This is a genomic window from Hoeflea marina, assembly GCF_003182275.1.
Lineage (GTDB): Bacteria > Pseudomonadota > Alphaproteobacteria > Rhizobiales > Rhizobiaceae > Hoeflea > Hoeflea marina.
This window is the reverse complement of the sequence record NZ_QGTR01000004.1, coordinates 437,460-459,558: the sequence shown is the minus strand read 5'-3', so window position 1 is coordinate 459,558 and position 22,099 is coordinate 437,460. Positions and strand designations below refer to the sequence as shown.

The following is a 22,099-nucleotide window of genomic DNA, read 5'->3' as shown; positions in this document are numbered from 1 at the left end:
TTTGCTGCCTGACAACCGAATTGAAAGAGGTATGGATGCCCTGGAGCAATCAAAACGGAGGAGGCGGCGGCCCATGGGGCGGCGGCGGAGGTAACAACCAGGGGCCCAGGGGGGGCGGAAATCCGCCTGATCTCGAAGAACTGATCCGGCGCGGTCAGGACAAGCTGCAGTCGCTGTTCGGCGGCGGCGGTGGCGGCGGCAGCGGTGGCGGAGGCGCGGCGGGAGCCGGCAACTCCAAGCTGATTGCCATCATCGTCGGCATCGCGCTGGTGGTGTTCTGGCTCACCCAGGCCATCTACACGGTGCAGCCCGATGAGCGCGGCGTCGAACTGGTGTTCGGAAAACCGAAGGACGAGATTTCCCAGCCGGGACTGCATCTGGTGCTGTGGCCGTTCGAGACCGTCGAAGTTGCCACCATCGTCGAGCGTGAAATGACCTCCGGCGGCAATTCGCGCAATGGCACCACCGACGGGCTGATGCTCACCGGCGACCAGAACATCGTCGATGTCGAGTTCAAGATCCTCTATTCCGTCAACGATCCGATGCCGTTCCTGTTCAATGTCACACGGCCGGAAGACACTCTGCGCCAGGTGGCCGAGAGCGCGATGCGCGAAATCGTCGGGCGCCGTCCGGCGCAGGACATTTTCCGCGACAACCGCGAGGCGATCGCCGTGGAAGTGCAGCAGACAATCCAGAGGGTGATGGATTCGTTCCCTTCCGGCATCGTCATCAACGCTGTGTCGATCGAAGACGCGGCGCCGCCGCGCGAAGTGGCCGACGCTTTCGATGAAGTGCAGCGCGCCGAGCAGGACGAAGACCGCTTCGTCGAGGAAGCCAACCAGTACGCCAACCAGAAGCTCGGTCAGGCCCGCGGCCAGGGCGCCCAGGTCAAGGAAGAGGCATCCGCCTACAAGGATCGCGTCGTCAACGAGGCCACCGGTGAAGCGCAGCGCTTCCTGTCGGTCTACGGCGAATACGCCAAGGCGCCCGAAGTGACGCGCAAGCGGCTTTATCTCGAGACCATGGAGAAGGTGCTCAAGGGGTCGGACAAGGTGATCATCGGCCAGGAAGGCGGCAATGGCGTCGTACCCTACCTGCCGCTGCCCGAAATCCAGAAGAACGCCGGAGGACAGAACTAATGGGCAATCGTCTCCCCATCATCGGCGTCATTCTCGCCATCATCCTGTTTGTCGCTTATCAGTCGGCCTATGTGGTCAACGCCCGCGAACAGGCCATCGTCGTGCGCTTCGGCGAGATCCAGGACGTCCGCAAGCAGCCGGGCCTGTATTTCAAGCTGCCGATCGTCGACACAGTGCAGCTGATCGACAAGCGCGTTCTGCGCTTCGACCTCAACGACATCCGCGTCCAGGTGTCGGGCGGCAAGTTCTACGAGGTCGATGCCTTTGTGCTCTACAAGGTCACCGATCCCACACGCTTCCGCCAGACCGTCTCGGCCGATCTGGTGACGGCCGAATCCCGGATTCGGACCCGTCTCAACTCCGCGCTGCGTACCGTCTACGGTCTGCGCGGCTTCGAGGCGGCGTTGTCGGACGAACGCACCTCGATGATGCGGGAAGTCCGCGACCAGCTGCGCCCGGAAGCCGAAACGCTCGGCGTGCAGATCGACGACGTCCGCATCCGCCGCACGGATCTCACCCAGGAGGTCTCGCAGCAGACCTATGAGCGGATGAAGGCCGAGCGACTGGCCGAAGCCGAACTGATCCGCGCCCGCGGCAACGAGGCCGGCCAGCGCATTCGCGCCATCGCCGACCGTCAGGTGGTCGAAATCGTGTCCGGCGCCCAGCGGGATGCGGAAATCACCCGGGGTGAGGGCGACGGCGAGCGCAACCGCATCTTCGCGGAAGCGTTCACCCAGGATCCCGGCTTCTTCGAGTTCTACCGCTCGATGAACGCCTATGTGGAATCGCTGGCAAGCAGCGGCACCACCATGGTGCTGTCGCCGACGTCGGAGTTCTTCCGCTTCTTCACGGATGCGGGAGGCGAGGTGCCGGCGACCGGACAGAACGGCCAGCCCGCCGCAGATGCGGCACCGGCTTCGGCTCCTGCCGCCCCGGCGGCACCTGCCGCGGCGCCTGCAAACTGATGCCGGGTCCGGGCCTGTGACGACGCTGTTGCAGGCCATCGGACTTGTTCTTGTCGTGGAGGGGCTGGCCTATGCGCTGGCCCCTTCGCTTTTGCAGCGCATGGCCGAGCAACTGCCGCGGCTCGATGAGCAGACGCTGCGGCTTGTCGGCGTGGCGGCCCTCGCCGCGGGCACCGGGCTGGTGTTCCTGGCCCGCCACTGGGGCTGACGGCGGCCCGTGCCGCCGACGCCGAATGGCGCCGCCTCGCAAAAAGATGATTGGACCATCGCGCAATTGGCCCTATCTCTAGGGCTGACCAGATCCGTCCCGAGGAGAGCATCCGTGCCGCCCAGACCCATTCGTTCCGCCCTGTTGTCCCTAGCCCTCGCAGCAATGTTCGGGGCTGCGCCGCTGCTGTCGGCGGCGCCGGCACAGGCCGTGGATCAGGGGCCCGCATCGGTGGCCGATCTCGCCGAAGGCCTGCTCGACGCAGTGGTCAACATCTCCACCACGCAGAATGTCGGCGACGACGCAGTCAAGGGGCCGCAGCTCAGGGCGCCGGAGGGCTCGCCCTTCCAGGATTTCTTCGACGAGTTCTTCAAGGACCGTGGCGGCAGCAACGGCGGCGGCAATCGCCGGGTGTCCTCGCTCGGCTCCGGCTTCGTCATCGACCCCGAGGGGATCGTCGTGACCAACAATCACGTCATCGAGGGCGCCGACGAGATCGAGGTGATCTTCACCGATGGCTCCAAGTTGAAGGCCGAAGTGCTCGGCGTCGATCCCAAGACCGATCTGGCCGTCCTCAAGGTCAATCCGGTCAAGCAATTGACGGCGGTGGCGTTCGGTGATTCCAACACGATGCGCATCGGCGACTGGGTGATGGCCATCGGCAATCCGTTCGGTCTCGGCGGCACGGTCACGCTCGGCATCATTTCGGCGCGCGGCCGCGACATCAATTCCGGGCCCTATGACAACTTCATCCAGACCGACGCCGCCATCAACCGCGGCAATTCCGGCGGTCCTCTGTTCAACATGTACGGGCAGGTGATCGGCATCAACACCGCCATCATCTCGCCCTCGGGCGGCTCCATCGGCATCGGCTTTGCTGTTCCCGCCGAACTCGCCGCCAATGTGATCGGTCAGTTGCGCGAGTTCGGCGAGACCCGCCGCGGCTGGCTCGGCGTGCGGATCCAGCCGGTGACCGACGAGATCGCCGAGAGTCTCGGCATGGATAGGGCCAAGGGCGCTCTGGTGGCGGGCATCATCCGCGGCGGCCCGGTGGATGACGGCTCGATCCTGGCCGGAGACGTGATCATCCGCTTCGACGGCCGCGATGTCGAGGCGATGCGTGACCTGCCGCGGGTGGTGGCGGAAAGTCCGGTCGGCAAGGCCGTCGACGTCGTCGTCATCCGCAAGGGCGAACAGATGGATGTCAAGGTGACGCTGGGCCGGCTCGAGGACAGCGAGCAGCAGGCTTCCGCGGATGATCCGGCGGCAGGCGACACCGGCGATGCGCCCGATGCGGCTGCCCCGGTCACCGCGCTGGGCATGACGCTCTCCGAACTGACAGACGAGGCGCGTGCCGAATTCGGCATCGCCGAAGACGTCGAGGGCGTCGTCATCAGCGAGGTCGATGCGGGTTCGGCCGCCGACGACAAGAAGATCACCGCCGGCGACGTCATCGTCGAGGTCGCCCAGGAGGCGGTGATGAGCCCTGCCGACGTCATCGAGCGCATCGAGGCGCTGAAAGCCGACGGCCGCCGCAATGCGCTGGTGATGATCTCCAACAAGTCCGGCGAGCTGCGCTTCATCACGCTCAGGATGGATTGAGACGCGTCGCAGCGATCCGTTGATTCGCTCAATCCGGGGATCGTGAAGCGGCAGCGCGGCTCGGGGCCCCGTTCTCGCGCCGGCGTCCGATGCCTCACTCCGTCTGCCTGCCGTGAAAGCGGAGAGGACCGCCCGATCGCCGGGCGGTCGCATCGCCTGGCCCAAGGGCAGGTGGAGTTCGCCCGCCCGGGACGCGCCGGTCGAACGCCGCAATCGGGTATTCCCAGCAAGAGGCTGGCCCTGCCGGCGATACGGCGACAAGCCAATGGCTGTATCAGGCGTTGCAGGGTCAGTGCAGGTGGCCGGATATAAGTATAAGTATCCGAATAAAAACATATATATAGTTCATATTGACACTTTAATCTGATAAATACTTCAAATTGATCCGAATATGAATTATAGTTCGCGGAATGGGATGACGTGGTGCGTATTTGCGAAATCTCGTATATTCGGAGGATGAAACGTGGCAACCGAAGCGAATTCCCCAGACCAGGAGCCGGTGATCATGCAGATGGTCGACGGCAAATTCTACAAAGTGCCTATCGATCGCCTTGGCGAATTTGAAATGAGTTCGGAAGAAGTCGAAAGCGAACTCGCGAGGCGCGGCATGAGCGGCGGCACGGGCAGCCCGGTCGGCATGCCCGGTGCTATGGTTCGCGCCGCGCCTGGCGCGATGGTACGTGCGGTGCCCTCGGGCATGGTTCGCGCCGCGCCGGGGGCGATGGTGCGTGCGGTTCCCTCGGGCATGGTTCGCGCCGCGCCTGGCGCGATGGTGCGTGCGGTTCCCTCGGGCATGGTTCGTGCCGCGCCGGGGGCGATGGTGCGTGCGGTTCCCTCGGGCATGGTTCGCGCCGCGCCGGGGGCGATGGTGCGTGCTGCGCCCTCGGGCATGGTTCGCGCCGCGCCGGGGGCGATGGTGCGTGCTGTGCCCTCGGGCATGGTTCGCGCCGCGCCGGGGGCGATGGTGCGTGCCGCGCCCTCGGGCATGGTTCGCGCCGCGCCGGGCGCAATGGTGCGTGCGGCCCCCTCGGGCATGGTGCGGGCAGCGCCGGGGGCCGTTATGGGTCATTGGGTGATCTACAGGTGATGCGATGGGACTTCCGTATCAGGCATTCTTCAGCCGGCCCTATGTGGCGCCAAACCTGATCCGCCGCAGGGTCGGGCACGGCGGGCTGGAGTTCGATTTCACCATCGATCCGGGCACCCAGCACTGGGCCATTCTCGATACGCGGGCCCGGGCCTATGCTCGGCACGCCAACGGAAAGACGCGGCTGGCCGACATCGTCACCGCGGTCAGCGCAGAGATGTGCATGGACGACGTGCTGATGCTGGACGCGGACATGCGCGCGGCCGGGTTGAGTTGGCAGAGCATGCGGGAGCAGCGGCAGGCCTCGACACCCGTCTATACCCATGGCGACCCGGTCGGCATGCACCTGGAGATCACCAATGCCTGCAACCTTTCCTGCAAGCATTGCTATGTCGCCTCGGGGACAGCGCTGCCCAACGAGATGACCGACGAGGACATCTACCGGGCCATCGACCTGCTGCCGCCCTTTTCGGGCATGCAGCTGGCGATTTCCGGGGGCGAGCCCATCGTTCGCAAGAACTGCATGGATTTCGTGCGTTACGCGGCGATGGACTGCGGTCATCGTGTCGATCTCTACACGAATGCCTGGAAGTTTCCGCGCAAGTTCGCGGAGGCGATCAAGCACATCAACGAGAGCGCCATCGGCCATGTTCGCATCCAGATGAGCCTGGAGGGGGCGGGCGGCCAGACCAATGACATGGTGCGCGGCGTCGGCACGTTCTCGGAATCGATGAAGTCACTCGAGATGTTCAAGGAGCTAGGACTGCAAAAAGACGTGGTCCTGTTTGCCTGCGTGACCACCAGCAACATTCATGAGGTGGACAACCTGATCCGCATCGCCGAGGAGCACGGCGTCGGGCAGCTGGTGTTCTCGCAATGGCAGCGCCAGGGACATGCGGAGAACACGCCCTGGGCCAGCATAGCCCCCTCGACCCCGGACTGGGTCGCCGCCGGCGAACGGATCCTGGCTTACAACAATCCGAATCTTCGGGTCTACGGCAATTTCCACGGCGACATCCGCAACACGTCGGAGGGACGCCTCGACCTCGACTCACCCCTCTTTCCCAAGCACATCTTCTTCTTCAACGCCTTTCCGCGCATCACCCCGCAGGGCAACATTCTCGCCGACCAGCTTTGGGTCTCGCCCAGCTGGTTTCTCGGCAATCTCAAGGACGGGATGACGCTGGAGCAGGCGTTCCGGCAGTCGAAATTCCACGCCCAGCTCGACATGATGCGGGAGCGGACACGCCATATTGAGGAATGCCGTGCCTGCCGTTGGCACGATGTCTGCGAAGGGGGATCGCCGGGCCATACCCATGCCGAATACGGCCACATGAATGCCAAGGATCTCTTCTGCGAGTCACGGATGTACTGGTTCGACCGCTATGTCGAGCACCAGGCCCGCAAGCTGCTCGGGCCGGAGGCGCGCATCATCGAAGACCGGGTCGCCGAAATCCGGGCTGCCGAGCCGGCCTGAGCAGCGAGCGCCCGGATTTCGGTCGCTGCATGGCGGGACCGCGCCCGCGACGGCAGGTCCAGCGCAGATCAGTCAGCCGCGCCGGCGTCTTGCGCGGTGGGGTCGGGATCATTCTCATGCCGGGGCCCTTCCGGCGGCTTGCCCATCTCGTAGAGGAACAGCCGCGTCCTGCGCCGGTCGGCCACTTCCCAGATTTCGTCAGCTGCGACGCCGGGTACCGCGAAGCTGTTGGAGACAAGCAGGCTGCCCGGCCTCATCTCGGCCTGTGCCTTGGCGTAGAGCCGCGGCATGGGCTCGGGCGAGAGAAAGGCATAGACGAGGTCCTCGCCGGACAGGTCCGTGGGCCAGATGTCCTGGCGCAGGATGCGACCGCGGCCGGTGGCCTTCGACATGAGGGCCGAAAGCAGCCAGACCATCGGCGCGGTTTCGACCCCGAGCGCGCTGCGGCCTTCGCCGTCGAGCGCCCGGACCACGCCGCCCATGCCGGAGCCGAGATCGGTGAAACGGAGCGCGCCGCGCTGCTGCATCAGCGAGAGCAGGGCAGCAGCCGTTTTTCTGTTGCTGAGATAGAGCGGCACCCGCTCACGGGCGGTGTTGGAGAAGACCAGATAGAGCAAGACGAACCCGATGCCAAAGGGCCAGGCCGGCAGGTCACCGGCCCGCAGTGCCATGTAGACGGCCAGCGGGAAGCCGAGACCGATCCAGATCCACCATGAGGGCAGCCCGAATGCCCTGGTCAGAGCCGCGGCGAGGACACCCTGCACACCGAGGCCGGCCCAGAGCAGCGTCGACGGCTCGGCAGCTCCCGCCACCGCGACTGCTGCCGCGATCACGAGCAATGCCGCGAGCAACTGGGCGATGATGGCGCCGATGATCGGATAGTGGCGGATAGACTTCATCAGCTGTCCTGTTTCTGGCGGGCGTGGCCGGGGGCCGGCGCCCGTGGCGACAGTGGCAGCGACGGCGGCGATTCTCAAGCGGCGGGTCGCCGTGCCGTTGGCCGGGCTCTGCCGCCGGGGAGCTGCGGCGATCGATCAGGCCGGACCGGCGCTTGCCAGGCTCTCCTTCGCGTTCGCTTCCATCGCCCACAGCACGTGGCGCTTCAACTGCGGGTGGGTGTCGGGCACCAGCGGATGATCGAATTCCACTCCCTGGACAGGCAGCATGCCGATGCGGCGCATCACGCCGAGCGAGGCGTGGTTGTCGGGCACGGCCATGGCCAGGAGGCGCTCGAGACCCAAGCCGGACTCCGGCCCTGTTCCGCTCGGGCGAAATCCGTGGTCGCGAAGCGCCAGTGCTGCCTCGGTGGCCAGTCCCCGGCCCCAGGCTTCAGGCACGTAGCGCCAGCCGATCTCGACGCCGGGGCCGGTGATCTCTTCGATGCGCAGCTTGCCGAGGCCGACCAGCCCCACGGGTTCGCCCGTATCCCTGAGTTCGGCAATCGCCCAGCCAAAGCCGTTGCTGCGGGTACGGGCGTTCATTTCGTCGAGCTTGCTGTCTGCTTCGGCGCGGGTCCAGCGCTGCGCGAAGAAGCGCAAGATTGCATCGTCGCTGCTCATGCGATGGAAGAAGCGGCGGTCTGCCTCGTCGTCGCGGAAATGCCGGATGCGCTGGCGCCCGGTCTCGAGCGTGACGCCGAGCCTCATGGCAGGACAAAGTCCGTCCGGCGGTAGCCCTGCAGGTAGAGCAGTGCGGTGAGGTCGCCATGGTCGATGCGGATACCGGCGGCGGCGGCGACGGCGGGCTTGGCGTGCAGGGCGACGCCGGAGCCGGCGCGGCCGAGCATGCCGAGATCATTGGCGCCATCGCCGACCGCGATGACCTCGTCCGGCGAGATGCCGAGCCGGGCGGCGATGGCGTCGAGCGCGTCGATCTTTGCCTGGCGGCCGAGAATCGGCTCGGTGACGGTGCCCGACAGGGTCTTGCCATCGTGCTCGAGCACATTGGCCCGGTTCTCGTCAAAGCCGATCATGTCGGCCACCCGGTTGGTGAACAGCGTGAAGCCGCCCGAGACCAGGGCCGTGTAGGCTCCCCGGGCGCGCATGGTGGCGACAAGTTCCCGGCCGCCCGGTGTCAGCGTAATGCGGCGCGCGATCACCTCGTCGATCACCGAGACGGGCAGGCCCTTGAGCAGGGCGACGCGCTCGCGCAGGGCGGGCTCGAATTCGATCTCGCCGTTCATGGCGCGCGCGGTGATGGCAGAGACCATTTCCTTGAGGCCGACTTCGGCGGCCAGTTCATCAATGCATTCCTGTCCGATCATGGTCGAATCCATGTCGGCGATCAGCATCTTCTTGCGTCGCGCGTCGGCGTCCTGAATGGCTGCATCGACGGGCGCGGCGCCGAGAACCGCGCGCAGGGCCGCCATGGCGGCAGTGGCATCCGTGCCGTCGCGCAGCGCGATGTCGCAGGCAATGCCGTCGGCAAGCCAATAGAGCCCGGCGCCGTCGACGGCGGCGCAGGCGGCTTCGCCCAGACCGGCGCTCAATTGCGGATTTGACGGATTGGCGACAAGCGTGGCAACGAGGGCCATGAACACAAAACTCCGGATCGACGGCTGCGAGGCCATCCTGATAGCCGGGCCGACGGCCAGCGGCAAGTCGAAGCTGGCCCTCGAACTGGCGGCAAGCCGCAACGGCGAGATCATCAACGCCGATTCGATGCAGGTCTATGACGTGCTCCAGGTGCTGACGGCGCGTCCGTCGGAGGCCGAGATGGGCGGAGTTGCGCACCATCTCTACGGCCATGTGCCGCCGGGGGCGGAGTATTCCACAGGTGCGTGGCTGGCGCAGGCCGAACGGTCAGTGGCGGATGTGCGGGCGCGGGGCCGGTTGCCCATCCTGGTGGGCGGGACGGGACTTTATTTCCGGGCCATCACCGGCGGCCTGTCGGACATGCCGACGATTCCGCCCGGTGTGCGTGCCGCGTGGAGGGCGCGGCTCGAAGACGACGGAGTCGAAGCGCTGCACGCGGAGCTCAGTCGCCGCGATCCGGCAATGGGCGCGCGGCTGAAGGTGGCCGACCGGCAGCGGATTCTTCGCGCGCTCGAGGTGATCGACGCCACCGGGAAGTCGATCCTGGCATTCCAGGGCAGGGGCGCGCCGGCGGTGATCGTGCCGGAGCGCGCCGAGCGCATCGTCATCCTTCCCGATCGGGCGGTGCTCAACGCGCGCATCGGCGAGCGGTTCTCCCGCATGGTTGCCGGCGGCGCACTGGAGGAGGTGCGGCGCCTGATGGCGCTCGGGCTCACCGCTTCGAGCCCGGCCATGAAGGCGATCGGCGTCAGTCAGTTGCGCGAGGTGATCGAGGGCAGGTGGACGCAGGCGCAGGCAATCGAAAAGGCCACGATCGCCACGAGGCAATATGCCAAGCGGCAGATGACCTGGTTCCGCAACCAGCTCGACGACGGCTGGATCCGAGAGGCCGGTTCCGTCTGACGGACAGGCAGGGCTGCAATTGGCAGTCCGGGGCAGTCCGCGTTAATTCAAACATAACCGGCGGAGGCTAGACTTCGCCGGGTATGAATTGGGGGTCTGCGTTGCGGAAGAAGGGTTTCCATAAGGCCGAGATATTTCTGTTCTTCCTGATGTTGCTCATCGGGCTGGCGGGAGCGTCTTCATGGGCTGCATGGTCGATGGCCATCGGCGGTGGTGATGTCACCGGCGGCGCGCATACGGTTGGCCAGTTCACGTTCCTCGCCATGGTTTTGTCCGGCCTTGCCTTCACTTGCAGCCTGCTGCTGATCCTGCCGACATTGTCGCGGGGGCTGCGCGAGCAGGGCAAGCTACAGCGCATGACCGAAACCCTCTCGATGCGCTCGCAGACGCTCGAGCATGCCGCCGTCACCGACGCGATGACCGGCATGTACAACCGCCGCTATTTCGACGAAGCCCTGGTGGAATACCTGGCCGCATTCAAGCGCATCAGGAAGCCCATCGGCATGGCGGTGTTCGACCTCGACCACTTCAAATCGGTCAATGACACCTACGGCCACGATGTCGGCGACGAGGTGCTTCGACGCGTGGCGGGCTGCTTTCAGGATTTCACCCGCTATCACGACGTGGTGGCGCGGCTGGGCGGCGAGGAATTCGCGATCCTGTCGCCGAACATCAACGAGAGACAGCTGTTCGATCTCTCCGACCGGGTCCGCCAGGCGGTCTCGCAGCTGAATCTCGAAGCCGGCAACGTGACGCTGCGGGTGACCATCAGCGTGGGCCTGGCGATCTGGGACGGATCGGAAAGCGGCGAGGATCTCTATCGCCGCGCCGACAAGCAGCTCTACGAGGCCAAGCGCAAGGGCCGCAACCGCGTCTGCGCCGCCTGAGCCCGGCCGCGGCGCCGCGGCCTTATCCGATCATGCGTGACTTGACGACTGAACGCCCGAACCGTCCCGAGTGGCCGGTGCGCGGACAGGCGCTCACACATGCCGCCGTCGGTCCATCGCGACAGCCGCTCAGTGGTCAGTTCTTGATGAGCGAACTCAGCGGCTTCTTCAGCAGGCTGGTGCGCAACGGACTGAGTTCGCGGCGTTCGCCCTGCTGGCCGAAGCCGCGGGTGATGCCCTGGTCGGTCGCGGGCGGGCCGGCAGGCGCCGGGTCGCTCCGATACGCGGCCGTTTCAGCCGTCCTGGCAGGGCCTTCGGGCCAGGCCTGCGGATACTCGGCGCGCATCGACGGCAGGGCCTCGGCGGCCATCGGTGCCGGTTGACGCATGGGCTCCGGGAACTGGTCGTCGCCGCGCTGGGGAAGCGGCTGGCGTCGGTCGCCGCCGTCGCGCCGGTCATAGTTGTCGAGCCGGTCGACGGCTGGCAGCTGTGCGGAGGGCTGATGCTGGAAGCGGTCGTCCTGCGCCTGGTCGCCGTCTGCGGCCGATATGTGGCGCATGCGCTGGACGATCTTGCGCAGGTCGATGGAGGTGGCGTCGCCGGTGATCACCGGCGCGAGACCGGAATTGGCGCGCGGCAGGATGCTCTCGGGCACGCGCTCGAAGATCATGCGCATCGGCACCGCCACCGCCTCGCCGAAGGCGATGGCCTCGCCGTTGCCGATCGAGGAGAGGAAGCTGATGGTCGAGGCCGAGGAATCCGGGATCGCCGAGCGGATGATCTCCTGGTCGTGGTCGTTGGACAGCCGCATGGCAAAGACGGTGGAGCACTGCGACAGGATGGTCGGGTCGAGTTCGCCGGGACGCTGGGTGATGACGCCGAGGCTGACGCCGTATTTGCGGCCTTCCTTGGCAATGCGCGAGATCGCCTGGCGGGTGGGGAAGAAGCCGAGCGACTGATCGGCCGGCACGTAGCGGTGCGCCTCTTCGCAGACCACCAGGATGCGCACCGACCCGCCGCTCCACAGCGCAATCTCGAAGGCCATGCGGCACAGAATCGAGGCGACCGAATTGACCACCTCCGAGGGAATCCCGGCTAGCTGGAACGTGGTGACCGGCTTGCCATCGCCCGGGATCCGGAAGATGTGGCTGATCGTCTGCATGATCGTGTCCTGGATCGTGTTCGACGAGAACATGAACTCGTAGCGCGGATCATTGATCGCGGACTGGATGCGCACCTTGAGCGAGCGCAGATGCGGCTTTTCCGAGCGTCCCTCCAGCTTGCCGATGCGCTCGTCGATCAGCGCCAGCAGGTCGGCGACGCGGTAGGGCACCGGCGTGTCGGCGGTGAGCGAGGACTTCTCCTGCGCCTTGCGGATGAGCGCCGTGTCGGCACTGCCCTTGAAGGAACGCTTGGCCTCCGGGATGAGGTCGCGCAGCGCGTCGATCTCTTCGGGCACGGCCGGGCGGCCGCGGAACAGCACCTCGGTCAGTTCCTCGAGCCGGAACAGCCAGAAGGGCAGGTCCAGCGTCTCGGTGTCGATGACAACGGCTTCCTGCGGGAAGGCGGCGGCGAATTCGTTGTGCGGATCGAGAATGAGGATGCGCAGTGCCGGGTCGGCCTTGAGCGCCTTGTGCAGCAGCAGCGTGACCGCCGTGGACTTGCCGACGCCGGTGGTGCCGACGACGGCGAAGTGGCGCGACAGCAGCGACGGAATGTGAATCAGCGCGCTCAACGACGTGTCCTGGGTGAGCCTGCCGATGACGGCGGTATCCACCGAGCCCGGGTCATAGATGACGCTGAGATCCGAAGACCGCATGCGGTGGGCAATGGCGCCCAGATAGGGATAGTGGCTGATGCCGGCGGAGAATTCCGGCTTGCCGTCGATGCCGCTGTGGATCTCGCCGACCAGTTCCACCTCGATGTGCATTGTGTTGTCGGCGGCTTCCGTCCATTCCTCCTTGTTGGTCTGCATCGAACAGACCAGCGCGACCACGCGGTTGGACGCCACGCTGATGGAAATCAGACGGCCGACCGACCACAATTCGGACAGGGCGGTGTTGCCCTTTTCGGCGATGGCCGAGATGGTGGCCTTGGAGCCGCTGCAGGCGACGACGCGACCGAGAAAGCGGTTGCCGGGCGTCATCCCGTCCCGCCGTTCGCGTTCGTTTCTCTCCTCGTAGGATTCCTGGGAAACTGGTTGGTCCAAGCGTTCATTCCCGGCTGTTGAACGCGAACCCTATCAAGCGGGAGTTAACAGCGCGTTGTGCCAGCGGGCGGTGCCTCACAGTGCGATGGACCGATGGCGAAAAAACCCGTTGACCGCCGCAGGGCCAGGCGATAGCATCGCCGCCATGATCACTGCAGCAAACCTTATTGTGGTACGACCGCGCATGGGCAGGGTGGCATAGCCGCCCGGCGAAAGCTCCCATGCGCGACAACAGGCTCCGGAAGGAGCCTTTTTTTATGGCTTGAACCGGGCTATGCAGCCCAGACACAGACGGGATCGGGAAGAGACCAATGACCGGCAAGAACATGGAAATGACCGGCGCCGAAATGGTGCTGCAGGCAATGCGCGACAATGGCGTCGAGCATATCTTCGGCTATCCCGGAGGCGCCGTGCTGCCGATCTATGACGAACTGCACCAGCAGGACACGATAGAGCACATTCTCGTCCGCCACGAGCAGGGCGCCGGCCACATGGCCGAGGGCTATGCCCGCTCCACCGGCAAGCCGGGAGTGGTGCTGGTGACCTCCGGACCCGGCGCCACCAACGTGGTCACGGCGCTGCAGGACGCGCTGATGGATTCGATCCCGATGGTCTGCATCACCGGCCAGGTTCCGACCTCGCTGATCGGCACCGACGCATTCCAGGAATGCGACACCGTCGGCATCACCCGGCCCTGCACCAAGCACAACTGGCTGGTCAAGGACGTCAACGATCTCGCCCGCATCATCCACGAGGCCTTCCGCATCGCCACCAGCGGCCGTCCCGGTCCGGTCGTCGTCGATGTTCCGAAGGATGTGCAGTTCGCCACCGGCATCTACACGCCGAAGCCCGACGTCTCGGTCAAATCCAGCTATCAGCCGAAGCTGTCGGGCGATCTCGACCAGATCCGCGCGGCGGTCGAGCTGATGGCCGGCGCCCGGCGTCCGATCATCTATTCGGGCGGCGGCGTCATCAATTCCGGTCCGGAAGCCAGCCAGTTGCTCCGCGAACTGGTCGAACTCACCGGCGCTCCGATCACCTCGACGCTGATGGGGCTCGGCGCCTATCCCGCCTCGGGCAAGAACTGGCTCGGCATGCTCGGCATGCACGGCGCCTACGAGGCCAACATGGCCATGCATGACTGCGACGTCATGCTCTGCATCGGCGCCCGTTTCGACGACCGCATCACCGGGCGGCTGGACGCGTTCTCGCCCAACTCGAAGAAGATCCACATCGACATCGACGCCTCCTCGATCAACAAGATCGTCCGGGTCGACGTGCCGATCATCGGCGATGTCGGCCATGTGCTCGAGGACATGGTCCGGCTGTGGCGCGCCTCCAAGGCGCCCGACCGCAAGCAGATCGCCGACTGGTGGTCGCAGATCGGACGCTGGCGCGGCCGCAATTCCTTCGCCTATGCGGCCAATGCCGATGTGATCATGCCGCAATACGCCATCCAGCGGCTCTACGAGCTGACCAAGGACCGCGACACCTACATCACCACGGAAGTGGGCCAGCACCAGATGTGGGCGGCGCAGTTCTACGGCTTCGAGCAGCCCAACCGCTGGATGACCTCGGGCGGACTGGGCACCATGGGCTACGGTTTCCCGGCCGCCATCGGGGTGCAGGTGGCGCATCGCGACAGCCTGGTCATCGATATCGCCGGCGACGCCTCGATCCAGATGTGCATCCAGGAAATGTCCTGCGCCGTCCAGCACGAGCTGCCGGTGAAGATCTTCATTCTGAACAACCAGTATATGGGCATGGTCAGGCAATGGCAGCAGCTGCTGCACGGCAACCGGCTGTCGCATTCCTACACCGAATCCATGCCCGACTTCGTCAAGCTGGCAGAGGCTTATGGCGGCGTCGGCATCCGCTGCGACAAGCCCAGGGATCTCGATGACGCGATCCGGACGATGATCGACACGCCGCAGCCGGTGATCTTCGACTGCCGGGTGGCCTCGCTCGCCAACTGCTTTCCGATGATCCCGTCGGGCAAGGCGCACAACGACATGCTGCTGCCGGACGAGGCCACTGACGAAGCCGTCGCCTCCGCCATCGACGCCAAGGGCAGGGCGCTTGTCTGATGACGGGAGAGGCGTATTCTGACATCGTCTCTGGCTGAGGAGGGTCAAATGGGTGAACGTACGAGAATGTCGAGCCGGGGCCAGGTGCTCCTGCCCAAGCAGCTTTGCGATGCCCATGGCTGGACTGCGGGCACTGAATTCGAGGTCGTCGACGGCGCCACTGGCGTGCAACTCAGGCCCGTGGCTGCTTCAACCAGCACCGGTGGCACTCTCGCGTTCAAGGAATTCGTGGATATGATTCCGAAGCGAAGCGGATCGCCGGTCTCGGACGAGTTGATCGACGCCGCGATCACCGAGGAGGCAAGGCGGCGTTGGCATGAAAAGACTGGCCGTTGACACCAATAATCTGGTGCGGCTGTTGGTCCGCGACGACAGCACGCAGTGGGACACCGCGCGGGCGCTGTTCGAGGCAAACCACGTCGTGCTGGTGTTGAGCGTGCTCCTGGAGACGGAGTGGGTGTTGCGCAGCCGGTTCGACTACGGGCGGGAAACGATCAGCAGTCTTTTTGATGCGCTGGCGCGCACGGAAATGGTCGAATTGCATGAGCCGGAGCGCACTGAACGGGTGCTTGCCGCCTACCGTGCAGGGATGGATTTTGCGGACGCCGTGCATGTCAGCGGCGTCCGGGCCGGCGAGAGCTTCGCCACTTTCGACAAGGACCTGGCGCGTCGCGCCGGTTCACACTTCAAGACGGTGAGCGTGGAACTGGCTTCCTGACACCCAGACAATCAAGAACGGAGTCACTCATGAACGCGCAGCACCAGCCCACCGGCTCGGCCTATTTCATCGCCAAGGAGACCCAGCGGCCGGAGACCCACACGCTGTCGGTGCTCGTGGCCAACGAGCCTGGCACGCTGGCCCGGGTCATCGGCCTGTTTTCCGGCCGCGGCTACAACATCGACAGCCTCACGGTGTCGGAGACCGAGCACGAGGCGCATCTCTCGCGCATCACCATCGTGACCACGGCCACCCCGCATGTGCTCGAGCAGATCAAGGCACAGCTCGAGCGCATCGTTCCGGTGCACCGGGTGGTGGATCTCACCGTGCGCTCGCACGAGCTCGGCCACGACAAGCCGATCGAGCGCGAACTGGCGCTGGTCAAGGTCACCGGTACCGGCGACAACCGGGTCGAGGCGCTCAGGCTCGCCGACGCCTTCCGCGCCCAGGTCATCGATGCCAACACCGAGCATTTCATCTTCGAGATCACCGGCCGGGTGTCGAAGATCGAGCAGTTCATCGCCATCATGAAGCCGCTCGGGCTGGTGGAGATCTGCCGCACCGGCATCGCCGCCATGAACCGCGGTCCGCAAGGCATGTGACCAGCCCGGCCGCGGACAACGCGCGGCCGGAGCTTGATGCATGTCGCCCGAAAGCGTGCAGCATTTTCGCGATCACGCCATGCATCACGACTAGGAGCCGAAGCACATCGCGTGAATTTGAATGCACGCGGTGCGCGTTAGATCATCTCCAGCGGCTGCCGGGATCGCGGCGGCGGGAACAGGCCGTCGAGTTCGGCGAGATCCGCGGGCGACAGCGCGATATCGACAGCCGCCCGGTTCTCGGCCACCCGTTCGGACGACGCCGATTTGGGAATGGCAATGACGTTTTCCCTGCGCAGCAAGAAGGCGAGCGCGAGTTGCGCCGGGCTGGCGCCGAGCCGCTTGGCGATCTTGCCAAGCCCTGGATGGCGCATCAGCCTGCCCTCGTCGAGCGGAGAATAGGCCATCAGCGGCATCTCGTGCTCGGTCATCCAGGGCATCAGGTCGAATTCGATGCCGCGGGTCGACAGATTGTAGAGCACCTGGTTGGCAGCACAGCTGCGACCGCCGGGCAGGGCTGCGAGCTGGCGCATGGCGAGGCTGTCGAAATTGGACACGCCCCAGCGGGCGATCTTCCCCGAAACGCGCAGCTCTTCGAACGCATTGACGGTGTCGGCGAGCGGATGACGTCCACGCCAGTGCAGCAGGTAGAGATCGATGCGATCGATGCCGAGCCGGGCGAGGCTTGCCTCGCAGGCGGCGATGGTACCCTGGCGGCTGGCATTGGACGGCATCACCTTGGAGACGACGAAGACCTCGTCGCGGCGGCCGGCGATGGCCCTGCCGACAACCTCCTCGGCGCCGCCGGAGGCATACATCTCGGCGGTGTCGATGAGCGTCATGCCGAGATCGATGCCGGCCTGCAGTGCCCGGATCTCGGTCGCGGCGGAAGCCCGGCTTTCGCCCATGTGCCAGGTGCCGAGACCGAGCGCCGGCACGGCATGGCCATCGGGAAAGGTGACGGTCGGGATGGGCTGGCTCATGGCGGTCTCCTCTGCGTGTCGCGTTCCATCATATCTTCGAATGCGGGAATGACGAGATTTTGTTGGTCCGGGAGGCCAGCTGCGTTATCAACAGGCGTCTCGCCCCGGCAGGCCCCTACCATGGAAACTCGCATGAGCCCGGAAACGTTCCTGTCGCTGATCGTCTTCGCCTTCGTCACCTCGGTGACGCCGGGCCCCAACAACATGATGCTGTTTGCCTCGGGCGTGAATTTCGGCTTTCGCCGCACCATCCCGCACATGGTCGGCATCGGCGTCGGCTTCTTCGCGCTGCTGCTCGGCGTGGGCTTTGGCCTGGGAGCCTTGCTCGAGACGGTGCCTGAGGTCTATCTGGCGCTGAAACTCCTGGGTGGCGCCTATCTGCTCTTCATCGCCTGGAAGATCGGCAGCGCCCGGGTGATGCCCGAGGGCCGGGCCGGGGCCCGGCCGATGACGCTGATCGCCGCCGCTGCCTTCCAGTGGGTCAATCCCAAGGCCTGGGTGATGGCGGTGACCGCGATGGCGGTCTATATCGACGCCACCGAACTTGCGCCGGGCGCCCACACCCGAGGCGTGCTGCTGGTCGCCACCGCCTTTGCGCTCACCAACTTTCCCTCGGTCTCGACCTGGGCGGGCTTCGGTTCGGTGCTCAGGTCCTGGCTCGCCGATCCGGTGCGGCTCAAATGGTTCAACATCGTGATGGCGGTTCTGCTGGTACTGAGCCTGTGGCCGATGTTGCGGTAGGTTTCTTGACGAAGTAGGATTTGCCATGAGCCACGATCACGACCATCCGCACCATCACGCCGACCACCACCACGACAACGAGCTCGACCCGATGGCGGCGCGCGTTCGGGCGCTGGAGACGATCCTGACGGAGAAGGGGCTGATCGAACCTGCGGCGCTCGACGCCATCATCGACACCTACGAGACCAAGGTTGGCCCGCGCAACGGCGCCCATGTGGTGGCCAGGGCGTGGACCGATCCACAGTTCGCCGAGTGGCTAGGACAGGACGCCACCGCGGCAATCGCGTCGCTCGGCTATTCCGGCCGCCAGGGCGAGCACATGCAGGCGGTGTTCAACACCGCCGACACCCACAATCTCGTCGTCTGCACGCTCTGCTCCTGCTATCCCTGGTCGGTGCTCGGCCTGCCGCCGGTCTGGTACAAGTCGCCACCCTATCGCAGCCGGGCGGTGATCGACCCGCGCGGCGTGCTGGCCGAATTCGGGCTCGTGCTGCCCGGGACCACCACCGTCCGGGTCTGGGATTCCACCGCCGAACTGCGCTATCTGGTCGTGCCGATGCGCCCGGATGGCACCAAGGGCTGGAGCGAGCAGAAGCTCTCCGCACTGGTCAGCCGCGATTCGATGATCGGCACCGGGGTGGTCGACGTTCCGGAGGCGCTCACATGAACGGCCCGCACGATCTCGGCGGCCAGATGGGATTCGGTCCGGTGGCGCCGGAGACGGACGAGCCGCTCTATCACGCCGCCTGGGAGGCGCGCGCCATGGCGGTGACCATTGCCGCCGGTGCGATGGGCGCCTGGACCATCGACGAGAGCCGGCATGCGCGCGAAAGCCTGCGCCCGGCCGACTACTATTCCTCGAGCTATTACGAGATCTGGATCAAGGCGCTGGAGCGGCTGCTGGTCCGCCACGGCTTTGTCAGCGCCGAGGATCTGGCCAGCGGCCACGCCGAGACCCCGGCGGCGAAGCCGAAGCGTATTCTGCAGGCCGACACGGTGGCAGCCGTGCTGGCGCGGGGCGCACCCTGCGACCGCCAGGTGGCGGCCGAGCCGCGATTCGGGCCGGGCGATGCGGTGCGGACGAAGAATTTTCACCCCGAGGGCCACACGCGGCTGCCGCGTTATGCCCGCGGCAAGGCTGGCACGGTCGAGGCGGTGCGCGAGGCCTATGTTTTTCCGGACAGCAACGCCCATGGCGGCGGCGAGGCGCCGCAGTGGGTCTACACGGTGGTGTTTTCCGGCGGAGAGCTCTGGGGCGACGGCGCCGACCCGACGCTCCGCGTGTCGATCGACGCCTGGGAGAGCTATCTTGAACCGGCATGAGTCGGCGCCCGGCCTGCCGGATGGCGACGGGCCGGCCTTCGCCGAGCCCTGGCAGGCGCAGGCCTTCGCCATGACGGTGGCGCTGCACCGGGCGGGACTGTTTTCCTGGGGCGAGTGGGCGGAAGCGCTGTCGGCCGAGCTGAAACGGCCGGGCGCGGCCACGGACGGCTCGGACTACTATCGCCACTGGCTTGCGGCGCTGGAGGGACTGCTGGCGGCGCGCGGCGTGACCGACCCGGCCAGCATCGAAGCGCTCAGCGGAGCCTGGCAGCGCGCGGCGCACGCCACCCCGCATGGCAGCCCGATCGAGCTTGGCAACGATCCCGAGCGACACGCACCCGCCTCGTCCTGAGGCGGTCGCGACAGCACCGCCCCACCCTCATCCCGAGGCGGCCGCGACAGCGGCCTCGAAGGGCGAGGGTGGCCGAGATGCGGGAATTTCACCCGGCCCCTCGTGGTTCGAGACCCGCGGCCTACCCCCTTCGACAGGCTCAGGGTAGCACCTCACCTTGTGGGGAACGGAATAAGCGCCTGCCTGATCAGATCCGCGGCTTGGGGTCGCGCGGGAACCAGGCGAAGAACGGCTCGGCCTCCTTGAGCACCCGCGCCGCCGAAGGCCGCGCCTTCAGCCTTTTGAGATAGGCTGTCAGCTTTGGGTGGTCCGCGCTGAAGGGCTCGACCGTGTCGGCCCAGAACAGCGCCGGCAGCGCCGAGCAGTCGGCCAGCGTGAACATCTCGCCCAGGCACCAGCCATCCGCAGGCAATCGCTCCTCGAAAACCGGATAGGCGGCCCTGAGCTCGTCGCGCGCCTTGCCGAGGCCAAAGGCATCGCGATCGCGTGGAGAGCGCAGGGCGTCGCCGACCATCTGCTGCATCGGCGTCTGGAAATGGTCGTCGAACAGCCGGTCCCACATGCGCGCCTGCCAGCCGAGATCCGGATCGGCCGGGATCATCGGGGCTGGCGGAGCGGCGAAGCGGTCGACGTAGTCGATCACCGCCGCCGAGCCGATCACGGTCTGTCCGCGATCGTCATCGACCAGAACCGGAAATTTGAGCAGCGGCCAGACCGCCGAGAACGCACTGCGCGAAGCGTCGTCACCGAGATTGACCTCGACAGTCTCGAAGGCAATATCGTTATCGTAGAGCGCAATCAGCGGCTTCCAGCAGTAGGAGGCGAGAGGATGCGAATAGAGTTTCAGTGTCATGGCTGCATATCTTTCTTCTGGCCTTCGCTGCGTTCGAGGAAGCCGGTGAGATTGTCGATGAGATAATCGCTGCCGCGCCGCCGGCTTCCGTCGTCGTCGAAACCGTCGAGGAAGACCGCCTGTTCGGTGAAGACCAGCTTCGTGCCGGCGCCGTCCGGCTTGAAGTCGACGGTGGCGAGCGACACCGAGATGCGGGTCTCGTTGATGTGCATGTCGTAGGCGTAGATGATGCGGGCGTCCGGCACGATGTCGCGATAGACGGCATCGAAATGATGCAGCTTGCCGTCGCCGAAATCGGTCGACAACTGCTCGCGCCCGCCGACGCGGAAATCGAAGCTGCGCTTGACGGTCTGTCTTGGCGGCGGGGCCGCGAACCAGGCGGTCTTGTTCTTCTCGTCGGCCCAGGCGTCAAATACGGTGGCCGGCGCCTGCCGATAGTGGCGGGTGATCGAAAAGGTGGCGTGTGAAGCGGTGCGTGGGGTCAAGTGTCGTCTCCCGTTCTTGGTTCGTCTTGTGCGTCGAGGAAGCTGCCCAGCCGGTCCAGGCTTTCGTTCCAGCCGATGCGACGGGCATTGAGCCATTGTTCGGCCAGCGACAGTGTTTCGGGCTGCAGGGTGCAGGTCCGCACCCGTCCGATCTTCGTGCTTGCCACCAGACCGCAGGTTTCGAGCACGGCAAGGTGCTGCATCACCGAGGGCAGCGACATGTCGAGCGGCGCGGCAAGCTCCTTGACCGAGGCCGGTCCTGCGCACAGCCGGTCGATCATCCCGCGACGGGCCGGGTCGGAGAGAGCCTGGAACATGGCGTCGAGTGGGTCAGAATGGTTAGGCATTGACTTAACTGTTGCGCGATCCGGGCAAACAGTCAAGCGGGAGCCTGAATTGGCCAGCCGTCCGCTGCTGACCACCTTCATCCTGAGGCGGCCGCGTAGCGCCACTCGAAGGGCGAGAACGTCGGCCCGGCGCTCAGTCGAGCCAGGCGGGGGACCGGTTGAAGGGCGTGCCGAATCGGGCGAGCCAGAGGCTGCGGGCGATGCGGCGGGCTATGGTGAGGATGGCGGCGGCGACATCGGGCGCGAACAGCCGCGCCGAGGTCGCCTCGAACAGGCCGATCCAGATGCGGAAATCGTCTTCTTCCAGCCCCGGAAGGCCGTTGTGCTTGACGACGGGCTGGCCGTAATATTCGCCCGAATGGTTCAGCACCGAGCGCCAGAACTGGTTCATGCGGCGCAGGTGCTCGGGCCATTGGCCGGCAAGCCGGCTCTCGAACAGCGGCCCGAGCCGCGGGTCATCCCTGATGTCGGAATAGAATTGGTCGACGAGGCGGGCGATGGCATCGTCGCTGAGGTCAAGCCCGGCGCGGCGGGGCGGTGCCGCGCGGGCGATGAGTTCTACCGTCGTCTTCGCCGGTGCTGCAGGATCGGTCATGC

The 22,099-nt window shown here is 65.8% G+C and carries 25 protein-coding genes; 16 read left to right on the top strand and 9 right to left on the bottom strand.

From position 1 onward, the window contains the following. Nucleotides 1–35 precede the first annotated feature (35 nt). The 6 genes from hflK to DFR52_RS17575 all read left to right on the top strand — a co-directional run bounded on the left by hflK (nucleotide 36) and on the right by DFR52_RS17575 (nucleotide 6,478). Nucleotides 36–1,139 carry an FtsH protease activity modulator HflK gene (gene hflK, locus DFR52_RS17600; RefSeq protein WP_110033300.1) on the top strand — a complete coding sequence of 368 codons (1,104 nt, stop codon included), beginning with the start codon at nucleotides 36–38 and terminating at the stop codon, nucleotides 1,137–1,139. Next, complete coding sequence (hflC, locus tag DFR52_RS17595; RefSeq protein WP_110033299.1) at nucleotides 1,139–2,104, top strand: protease modulator HflC; 966 nt, start codon at nucleotides 1,139–1,141, stop codon at nucleotides 2,102–2,104. Before hflK ends, hflC begins: the two co-directional genes overlap by 1 nt. Nucleotides 2,105–2,120: 16 nt before the next feature. Next, a complete protein-coding gene (locus DFR52_RS17590; protein WP_110033298.1) occupies nucleotides 2,121–2,312 on the top strand; it encodes a DUF2065 domain-containing protein in 192 nt (63 codons plus the stop codon). 165 nt (nucleotides 2,313–2,477) lie between these two features. Then, the gene (locus tag DFR52_RS17585; RefSeq protein WP_110033297.1) at nucleotides 2,478–3,914 is read left to right on the top strand and encodes a Do family serine endopeptidase; all 1,437 of its coding nucleotides are present in this window, start codon (nucleotides 2,478–2,480) and stop codon (nucleotides 3,912–3,914) included. Between the two features lie 463 nt (nucleotides 3,915–4,377). Continuing rightward, nucleotides 4,378–5,001, top strand: a complete 624-nt coding sequence (locus DFR52_RS17580; RefSeq protein WP_110033296.1) for a hypothetical protein — start codon at nucleotides 4,378–4,380, stop codon at nucleotides 4,999–5,001. Nucleotides 5,002–5,005: 4 nt separating this feature from the next. After that, nucleotides 5,006–6,478 carry a radical SAM/SPASM domain-containing protein gene (locus DFR52_RS17575; protein WP_110033295.1) on the top strand — a complete coding sequence of 491 codons (1,473 nt, stop codon included), beginning with the start codon at nucleotides 5,006–5,008 and terminating at the stop codon, nucleotides 6,476–6,478. Between the two features lie 68 nt (nucleotides 6,479–6,546). Here DFR52_RS17575 and DFR52_RS17570 read toward each other — a convergent pair whose 3' ends face one another. The 3 genes from DFR52_RS17570 to serB form a co-directional block, all read right to left on the bottom strand. Further along, on the bottom strand, nucleotides 6,547–7,377 hold the full coding sequence (locus tag DFR52_RS17570; RefSeq protein ID WP_110033294.1) for a hypothetical protein: 831 nt from the start codon (nucleotides 7,375–7,377) through the stop codon (nucleotides 6,547–6,549). A gap of 135 nt (nucleotides 7,378–7,512) precedes the next feature. Then, nucleotides 7,513–8,124 (bottom strand): GNAT family N-acetyltransferase, encoded by a 612-nt coding sequence (locus tag DFR52_RS17565; RefSeq protein WP_110033293.1) that lies wholly within the window; start codon nucleotides 8,122–8,124, stop codon nucleotides 7,513–7,515. Further along, nucleotides 8,121–9,011 (bottom strand): phosphoserine phosphatase SerB, encoded by an 891-nt coding sequence (serB, locus tag DFR52_RS17560; protein WP_110033292.1) that lies wholly within the window; start codon nucleotides 9,009–9,011, stop codon nucleotides 8,121–8,123. The genes DFR52_RS17565 and serB overlap by 4 nt, the downstream gene beginning before the upstream one ends. Here serB and miaA point away from each other — a divergent pair. Continuing rightward, nucleotides 9,010–9,915 carry a tRNA (adenosine(37)-N6)-dimethylallyltransferase MiaA gene (gene miaA, locus DFR52_RS17555; protein ID WP_110033291.1) on the top strand — a complete coding sequence of 302 codons (906 nt, stop codon included), beginning with the start codon at nucleotides 9,010–9,012 and terminating at the stop codon, nucleotides 9,913–9,915. The two genes, serB and miaA, sit on opposite strands and share 2 nt — an antisense overlap. Nucleotides 9,916–10,112: 197 nt before the next feature. After that, nucleotides 10,113–10,802 carry a GGDEF domain-containing protein gene (locus DFR52_RS17550; protein WP_245415385.1) on the top strand — a complete coding sequence of 230 codons (690 nt, stop codon included), beginning with the start codon at nucleotides 10,113–10,115 and terminating at the stop codon, nucleotides 10,800–10,802. Between the two features lie 136 nt (nucleotides 10,803–10,938). Here DFR52_RS17550 and DFR52_RS17545 read toward each other — a convergent pair whose 3' ends face one another. After that, nucleotides 10,939–12,948 carry an ATP-binding protein gene (locus DFR52_RS17545; RefSeq protein WP_110033290.1) on the bottom strand — a complete coding sequence of 670 codons (2,010 nt, stop codon included), beginning with the start codon at nucleotides 12,946–12,948 and terminating at the stop codon, nucleotides 10,939–10,941. 374 nt (nucleotides 12,949–13,322) lie between these two features. Here DFR52_RS17545 and DFR52_RS17540 point away from each other — a divergent pair, with 374 nt between their 5' ends. The 4 genes from DFR52_RS17540 to ilvN are packed head-to-tail and all read left to right on the top strand — an operon-like array spanning nucleotide 13,323 to nucleotide 16,418. Then, nucleotides 13,323–15,098: an acetolactate synthase 3 large subunit gene (locus DFR52_RS17540; protein ID WP_110033289.1), complete on the top strand. Its 1,776-nt coding sequence runs from the start codon at nucleotides 13,323–13,325 to the stop codon at nucleotides 15,096–15,098. Nucleotides 15,099–15,146: 48 nt separating this feature from the next. Next, nucleotides 15,147–15,434 (top strand): AbrB/MazE/SpoVT family DNA-binding domain-containing protein, encoded by a 288-nt coding sequence (locus DFR52_RS17535; RefSeq protein WP_146215628.1) that lies wholly within the window; start codon nucleotides 15,147–15,149, stop codon nucleotides 15,432–15,434. Next, entirely contained in the window at nucleotides 15,415–15,816 is a 402-nt protein-coding gene (locus DFR52_RS17530; RefSeq protein ID WP_110033287.1) for a type II toxin-antitoxin system VapC family toxin, read from the top strand. The genes DFR52_RS17535 and DFR52_RS17530 overlap by 20 nt, the downstream gene beginning before the upstream one ends. 29 nt (nucleotides 15,817–15,845) lie before the next feature. After that, nucleotides 15,846–16,418, top strand: a complete 573-nt coding sequence (gene ilvN / locus DFR52_RS17525; RefSeq protein WP_110033286.1) for an acetolactate synthase small subunit — start codon at nucleotides 15,846–15,848, stop codon at nucleotides 16,416–16,418. A gap of 137 nt (nucleotides 16,419–16,555) precedes the next feature. Here the strand turns inward: ilvN and DFR52_RS17520 are convergent, their stop codons facing one another. Beyond that, on the bottom strand, nucleotides 16,556–17,401 hold the full coding sequence (locus DFR52_RS17520) for an aldo/keto reductase (RefSeq protein WP_110033285.1): 846 nt from the start codon (nucleotides 17,399–17,401) through the stop codon (nucleotides 16,556–16,558). A 132-nt stretch (nucleotides 17,402–17,533) separates the two neighbouring features. On the opposite strand from DFR52_RS17520, the gene DFR52_RS17515 reads away from it, so the two are divergent. From DFR52_RS17515 to DFR52_RS17500, 4 genes are read left to right on the top strand one after another with little or no spacing between them, the layout of a single operon-like run. Continuing rightward, complete coding sequence (locus DFR52_RS17515) at nucleotides 17,534–18,142, top strand: LysE family translocator (protein ID WP_110033284.1); 609 nt, start codon at nucleotides 17,534–17,536, stop codon at nucleotides 18,140–18,142. Nucleotides 18,143–18,167: 25 nt separating this feature from the next. Further along, complete coding sequence (nthA, locus tag DFR52_RS17510) at nucleotides 18,168–18,809, top strand: nitrile hydratase subunit alpha (protein ID WP_110033283.1); 642 nt, start codon at nucleotides 18,168–18,170, stop codon at nucleotides 18,807–18,809. After that, nucleotides 18,806–19,465: a nitrile hydratase subunit beta gene (nthB, locus tag DFR52_RS17505; protein WP_110033282.1), complete on the top strand. Its 660-nt coding sequence runs from the start codon at nucleotides 18,806–18,808 to the stop codon at nucleotides 19,463–19,465. The genes nthA and nthB overlap by 4 nt, the downstream gene beginning before the upstream one ends. Beyond that, nucleotides 19,452–19,817 (top strand): nitrile hydratase accessory protein, encoded by a 366-nt coding sequence (locus DFR52_RS17500; RefSeq protein ID WP_110033281.1) that lies wholly within the window; start codon nucleotides 19,452–19,454, stop codon nucleotides 19,815–19,817. The genes nthB and DFR52_RS17500 overlap by 14 nt, the downstream gene beginning before the upstream one ends. Before the next feature lie 187 nt (nucleotides 19,818–20,004). Here DFR52_RS17500 and DFR52_RS17495 read toward each other — a convergent pair whose 3' ends face one another. From DFR52_RS17495 to DFR52_RS17480, 4 genes are all read right to left on the bottom strand, one after another. After that, the gene (locus DFR52_RS17495) at nucleotides 20,005–20,670 is read right to left on the bottom strand and encodes a glutathione S-transferase family protein (RefSeq protein WP_110033280.1); all 666 of its coding nucleotides are present in this window, start codon (nucleotides 20,668–20,670) and stop codon (nucleotides 20,005–20,007) included. Next, on the bottom strand, nucleotides 20,667–21,155 hold the full coding sequence (locus tag DFR52_RS17490; protein ID WP_110033279.1) for an SRPBCC family protein: 489 nt from the start codon (nucleotides 21,153–21,155) through the stop codon (nucleotides 20,667–20,669). Before DFR52_RS17490 ends, DFR52_RS17495 begins: the two co-directional genes overlap by 4 nt. Next, nucleotides 21,152–21,502: an ArsR/SmtB family transcription factor gene (locus DFR52_RS17485; RefSeq protein WP_110033278.1), complete on the bottom strand. Its 351-nt coding sequence runs from the start codon at nucleotides 21,500–21,502 to the stop codon at nucleotides 21,152–21,154. The genes DFR52_RS17490 and DFR52_RS17485 overlap by 4 nt, the downstream gene beginning before the upstream one ends. 133 nt (nucleotides 21,503–21,635) lie before the next feature. Next, nucleotides 21,636–22,097, bottom strand: a complete 462-nt coding sequence (locus DFR52_RS17480) for a group III truncated hemoglobin (RefSeq protein WP_210205862.1) — start codon at nucleotides 22,095–22,097, stop codon at nucleotides 21,636–21,638. Nucleotides 22,098–22,099: the final 2 nt, after the last annotated feature.

What these genes read in the sequence shown, in the direction of transcription:
- ilvN (WP_110033286.1), top strand. Translation starts at nt 15,846, where the DNA reads ATGAACGCGCAGCACCAGCCCACCGGCTCGGCCTATTTCATCGCCAAG.
- DFR52_RS17550 (WP_245415385.1), top strand. Translation starts at nt 10,113, where the DNA reads ATGGCCATCGGCGGTGGTGATGTCACCGGCGGCGCGCATACGGTTGGC.
- DFR52_RS17480 (WP_210205862.1), bottom strand. Translation starts at nt 22,097, where the DNA reads ATGACCGATCCTGCAGCACCGGCGAAGACGACGGTAGAACTCATCGCC.
- DFR52_RS17520 (WP_110033285.1), bottom strand. Translation starts at nt 17,401, where the DNA reads ATGAGCCAGCCCATCCCGACCGTCACCTTTCCCGATGGCCATGCCGTG.
- nthA (WP_110033283.1), top strand. Translation starts at nt 18,168, where the DNA reads ATGAGCCACGATCACGACCATCCGCACCATCACGCCGACCACCACCAC.
- DFR52_RS17515 (WP_110033284.1), top strand. Translation starts at nt 17,534, where the DNA reads ATGAGCCCGGAAACGTTCCTGTCGCTGATCGTCTTCGCCTTCGTCACC.
- DFR52_RS17570 (WP_110033294.1), bottom strand. Translation starts at nt 7,377, where the DNA reads ATGAAGTCTATCCGCCACTATCCGATCATCGGCGCCATCATCGCCCAG.
- miaA (WP_110033291.1), top strand. Translation starts at nt 9,010, where the DNA reads ATGAACACAAAACTCCGGATCGACGGCTGCGAGGCCATCCTGATAGCC.
- DFR52_RS17530 (WP_110033287.1), top strand. Translation starts at nt 15,415, where the DNA reads ATGAAAAGACTGGCCGTTGACACCAATAATCTGGTGCGGCTGTTGGTC.
- DFR52_RS17545 (WP_110033290.1), bottom strand. Translation starts at nt 12,948, where the DNA reads ATGACGCCCGGCAACCGCTTTCTCGGTCGCGTCGTCGCCTGCAGCGGC.
- hflC (WP_110033299.1), top strand. Translation starts at nt 1,139, where the DNA reads ATGGGCAATCGTCTCCCCATCATCGGCGTCATTCTCGCCATCATCCTG.
- DFR52_RS17485 (WP_110033278.1), bottom strand. Translation starts at nt 21,502, where the DNA reads ATGCCTAACCATTCTGACCCACTCGACGCCATGTTCCAGGCTCTCTCC.
- DFR52_RS17535 (WP_146215628.1), top strand. Translation starts at nt 15,147, where the DNA reads ATGGGTGAACGTACGAGAATGTCGAGCCGGGGCCAGGTGCTCCTGCCC.
- DFR52_RS17565 (WP_110033293.1), bottom strand. Translation starts at nt 8,124, where the DNA reads ATGAGGCTCGGCGTCACGCTCGAGACCGGGCGCCAGCGCATCCGGCAT.
- DFR52_RS17575 (WP_110033295.1), top strand. Translation starts at nt 5,006, where the DNA reads ATGGGACTTCCGTATCAGGCATTCTTCAGCCGGCCCTATGTGGCGCCA.
- DFR52_RS17495 (WP_110033280.1), bottom strand. Translation starts at nt 20,670, where the DNA reads ATGACACTGAAACTCTATTCGCATCCTCTCGCCTCCTACTGCTGGAAG.
- DFR52_RS17585 (WP_110033297.1), top strand. Translation starts at nt 2,478, where the DNA reads ATGTTCGGGGCTGCGCCGCTGCTGTCGGCGGCGCCGGCACAGGCCGTG.
- serB (WP_110033292.1), bottom strand. Translation starts at nt 9,011, where the DNA reads ATGGCCCTCGTTGCCACGCTTGTCGCCAATCCGTCAAATCCGCAATTG.
- hflK (WP_110033300.1), top strand. Translation starts at nt 36, where the DNA reads ATGCCCTGGAGCAATCAAAACGGAGGAGGCGGCGGCCCATGGGGCGGC.
- nthB (WP_110033282.1), top strand. Translation starts at nt 18,806, where the DNA reads ATGAACGGCCCGCACGATCTCGGCGGCCAGATGGGATTCGGTCCGGTG.
- DFR52_RS17540 (WP_110033289.1), top strand. Translation starts at nt 13,323, where the DNA reads ATGACCGGCAAGAACATGGAAATGACCGGCGCCGAAATGGTGCTGCAG.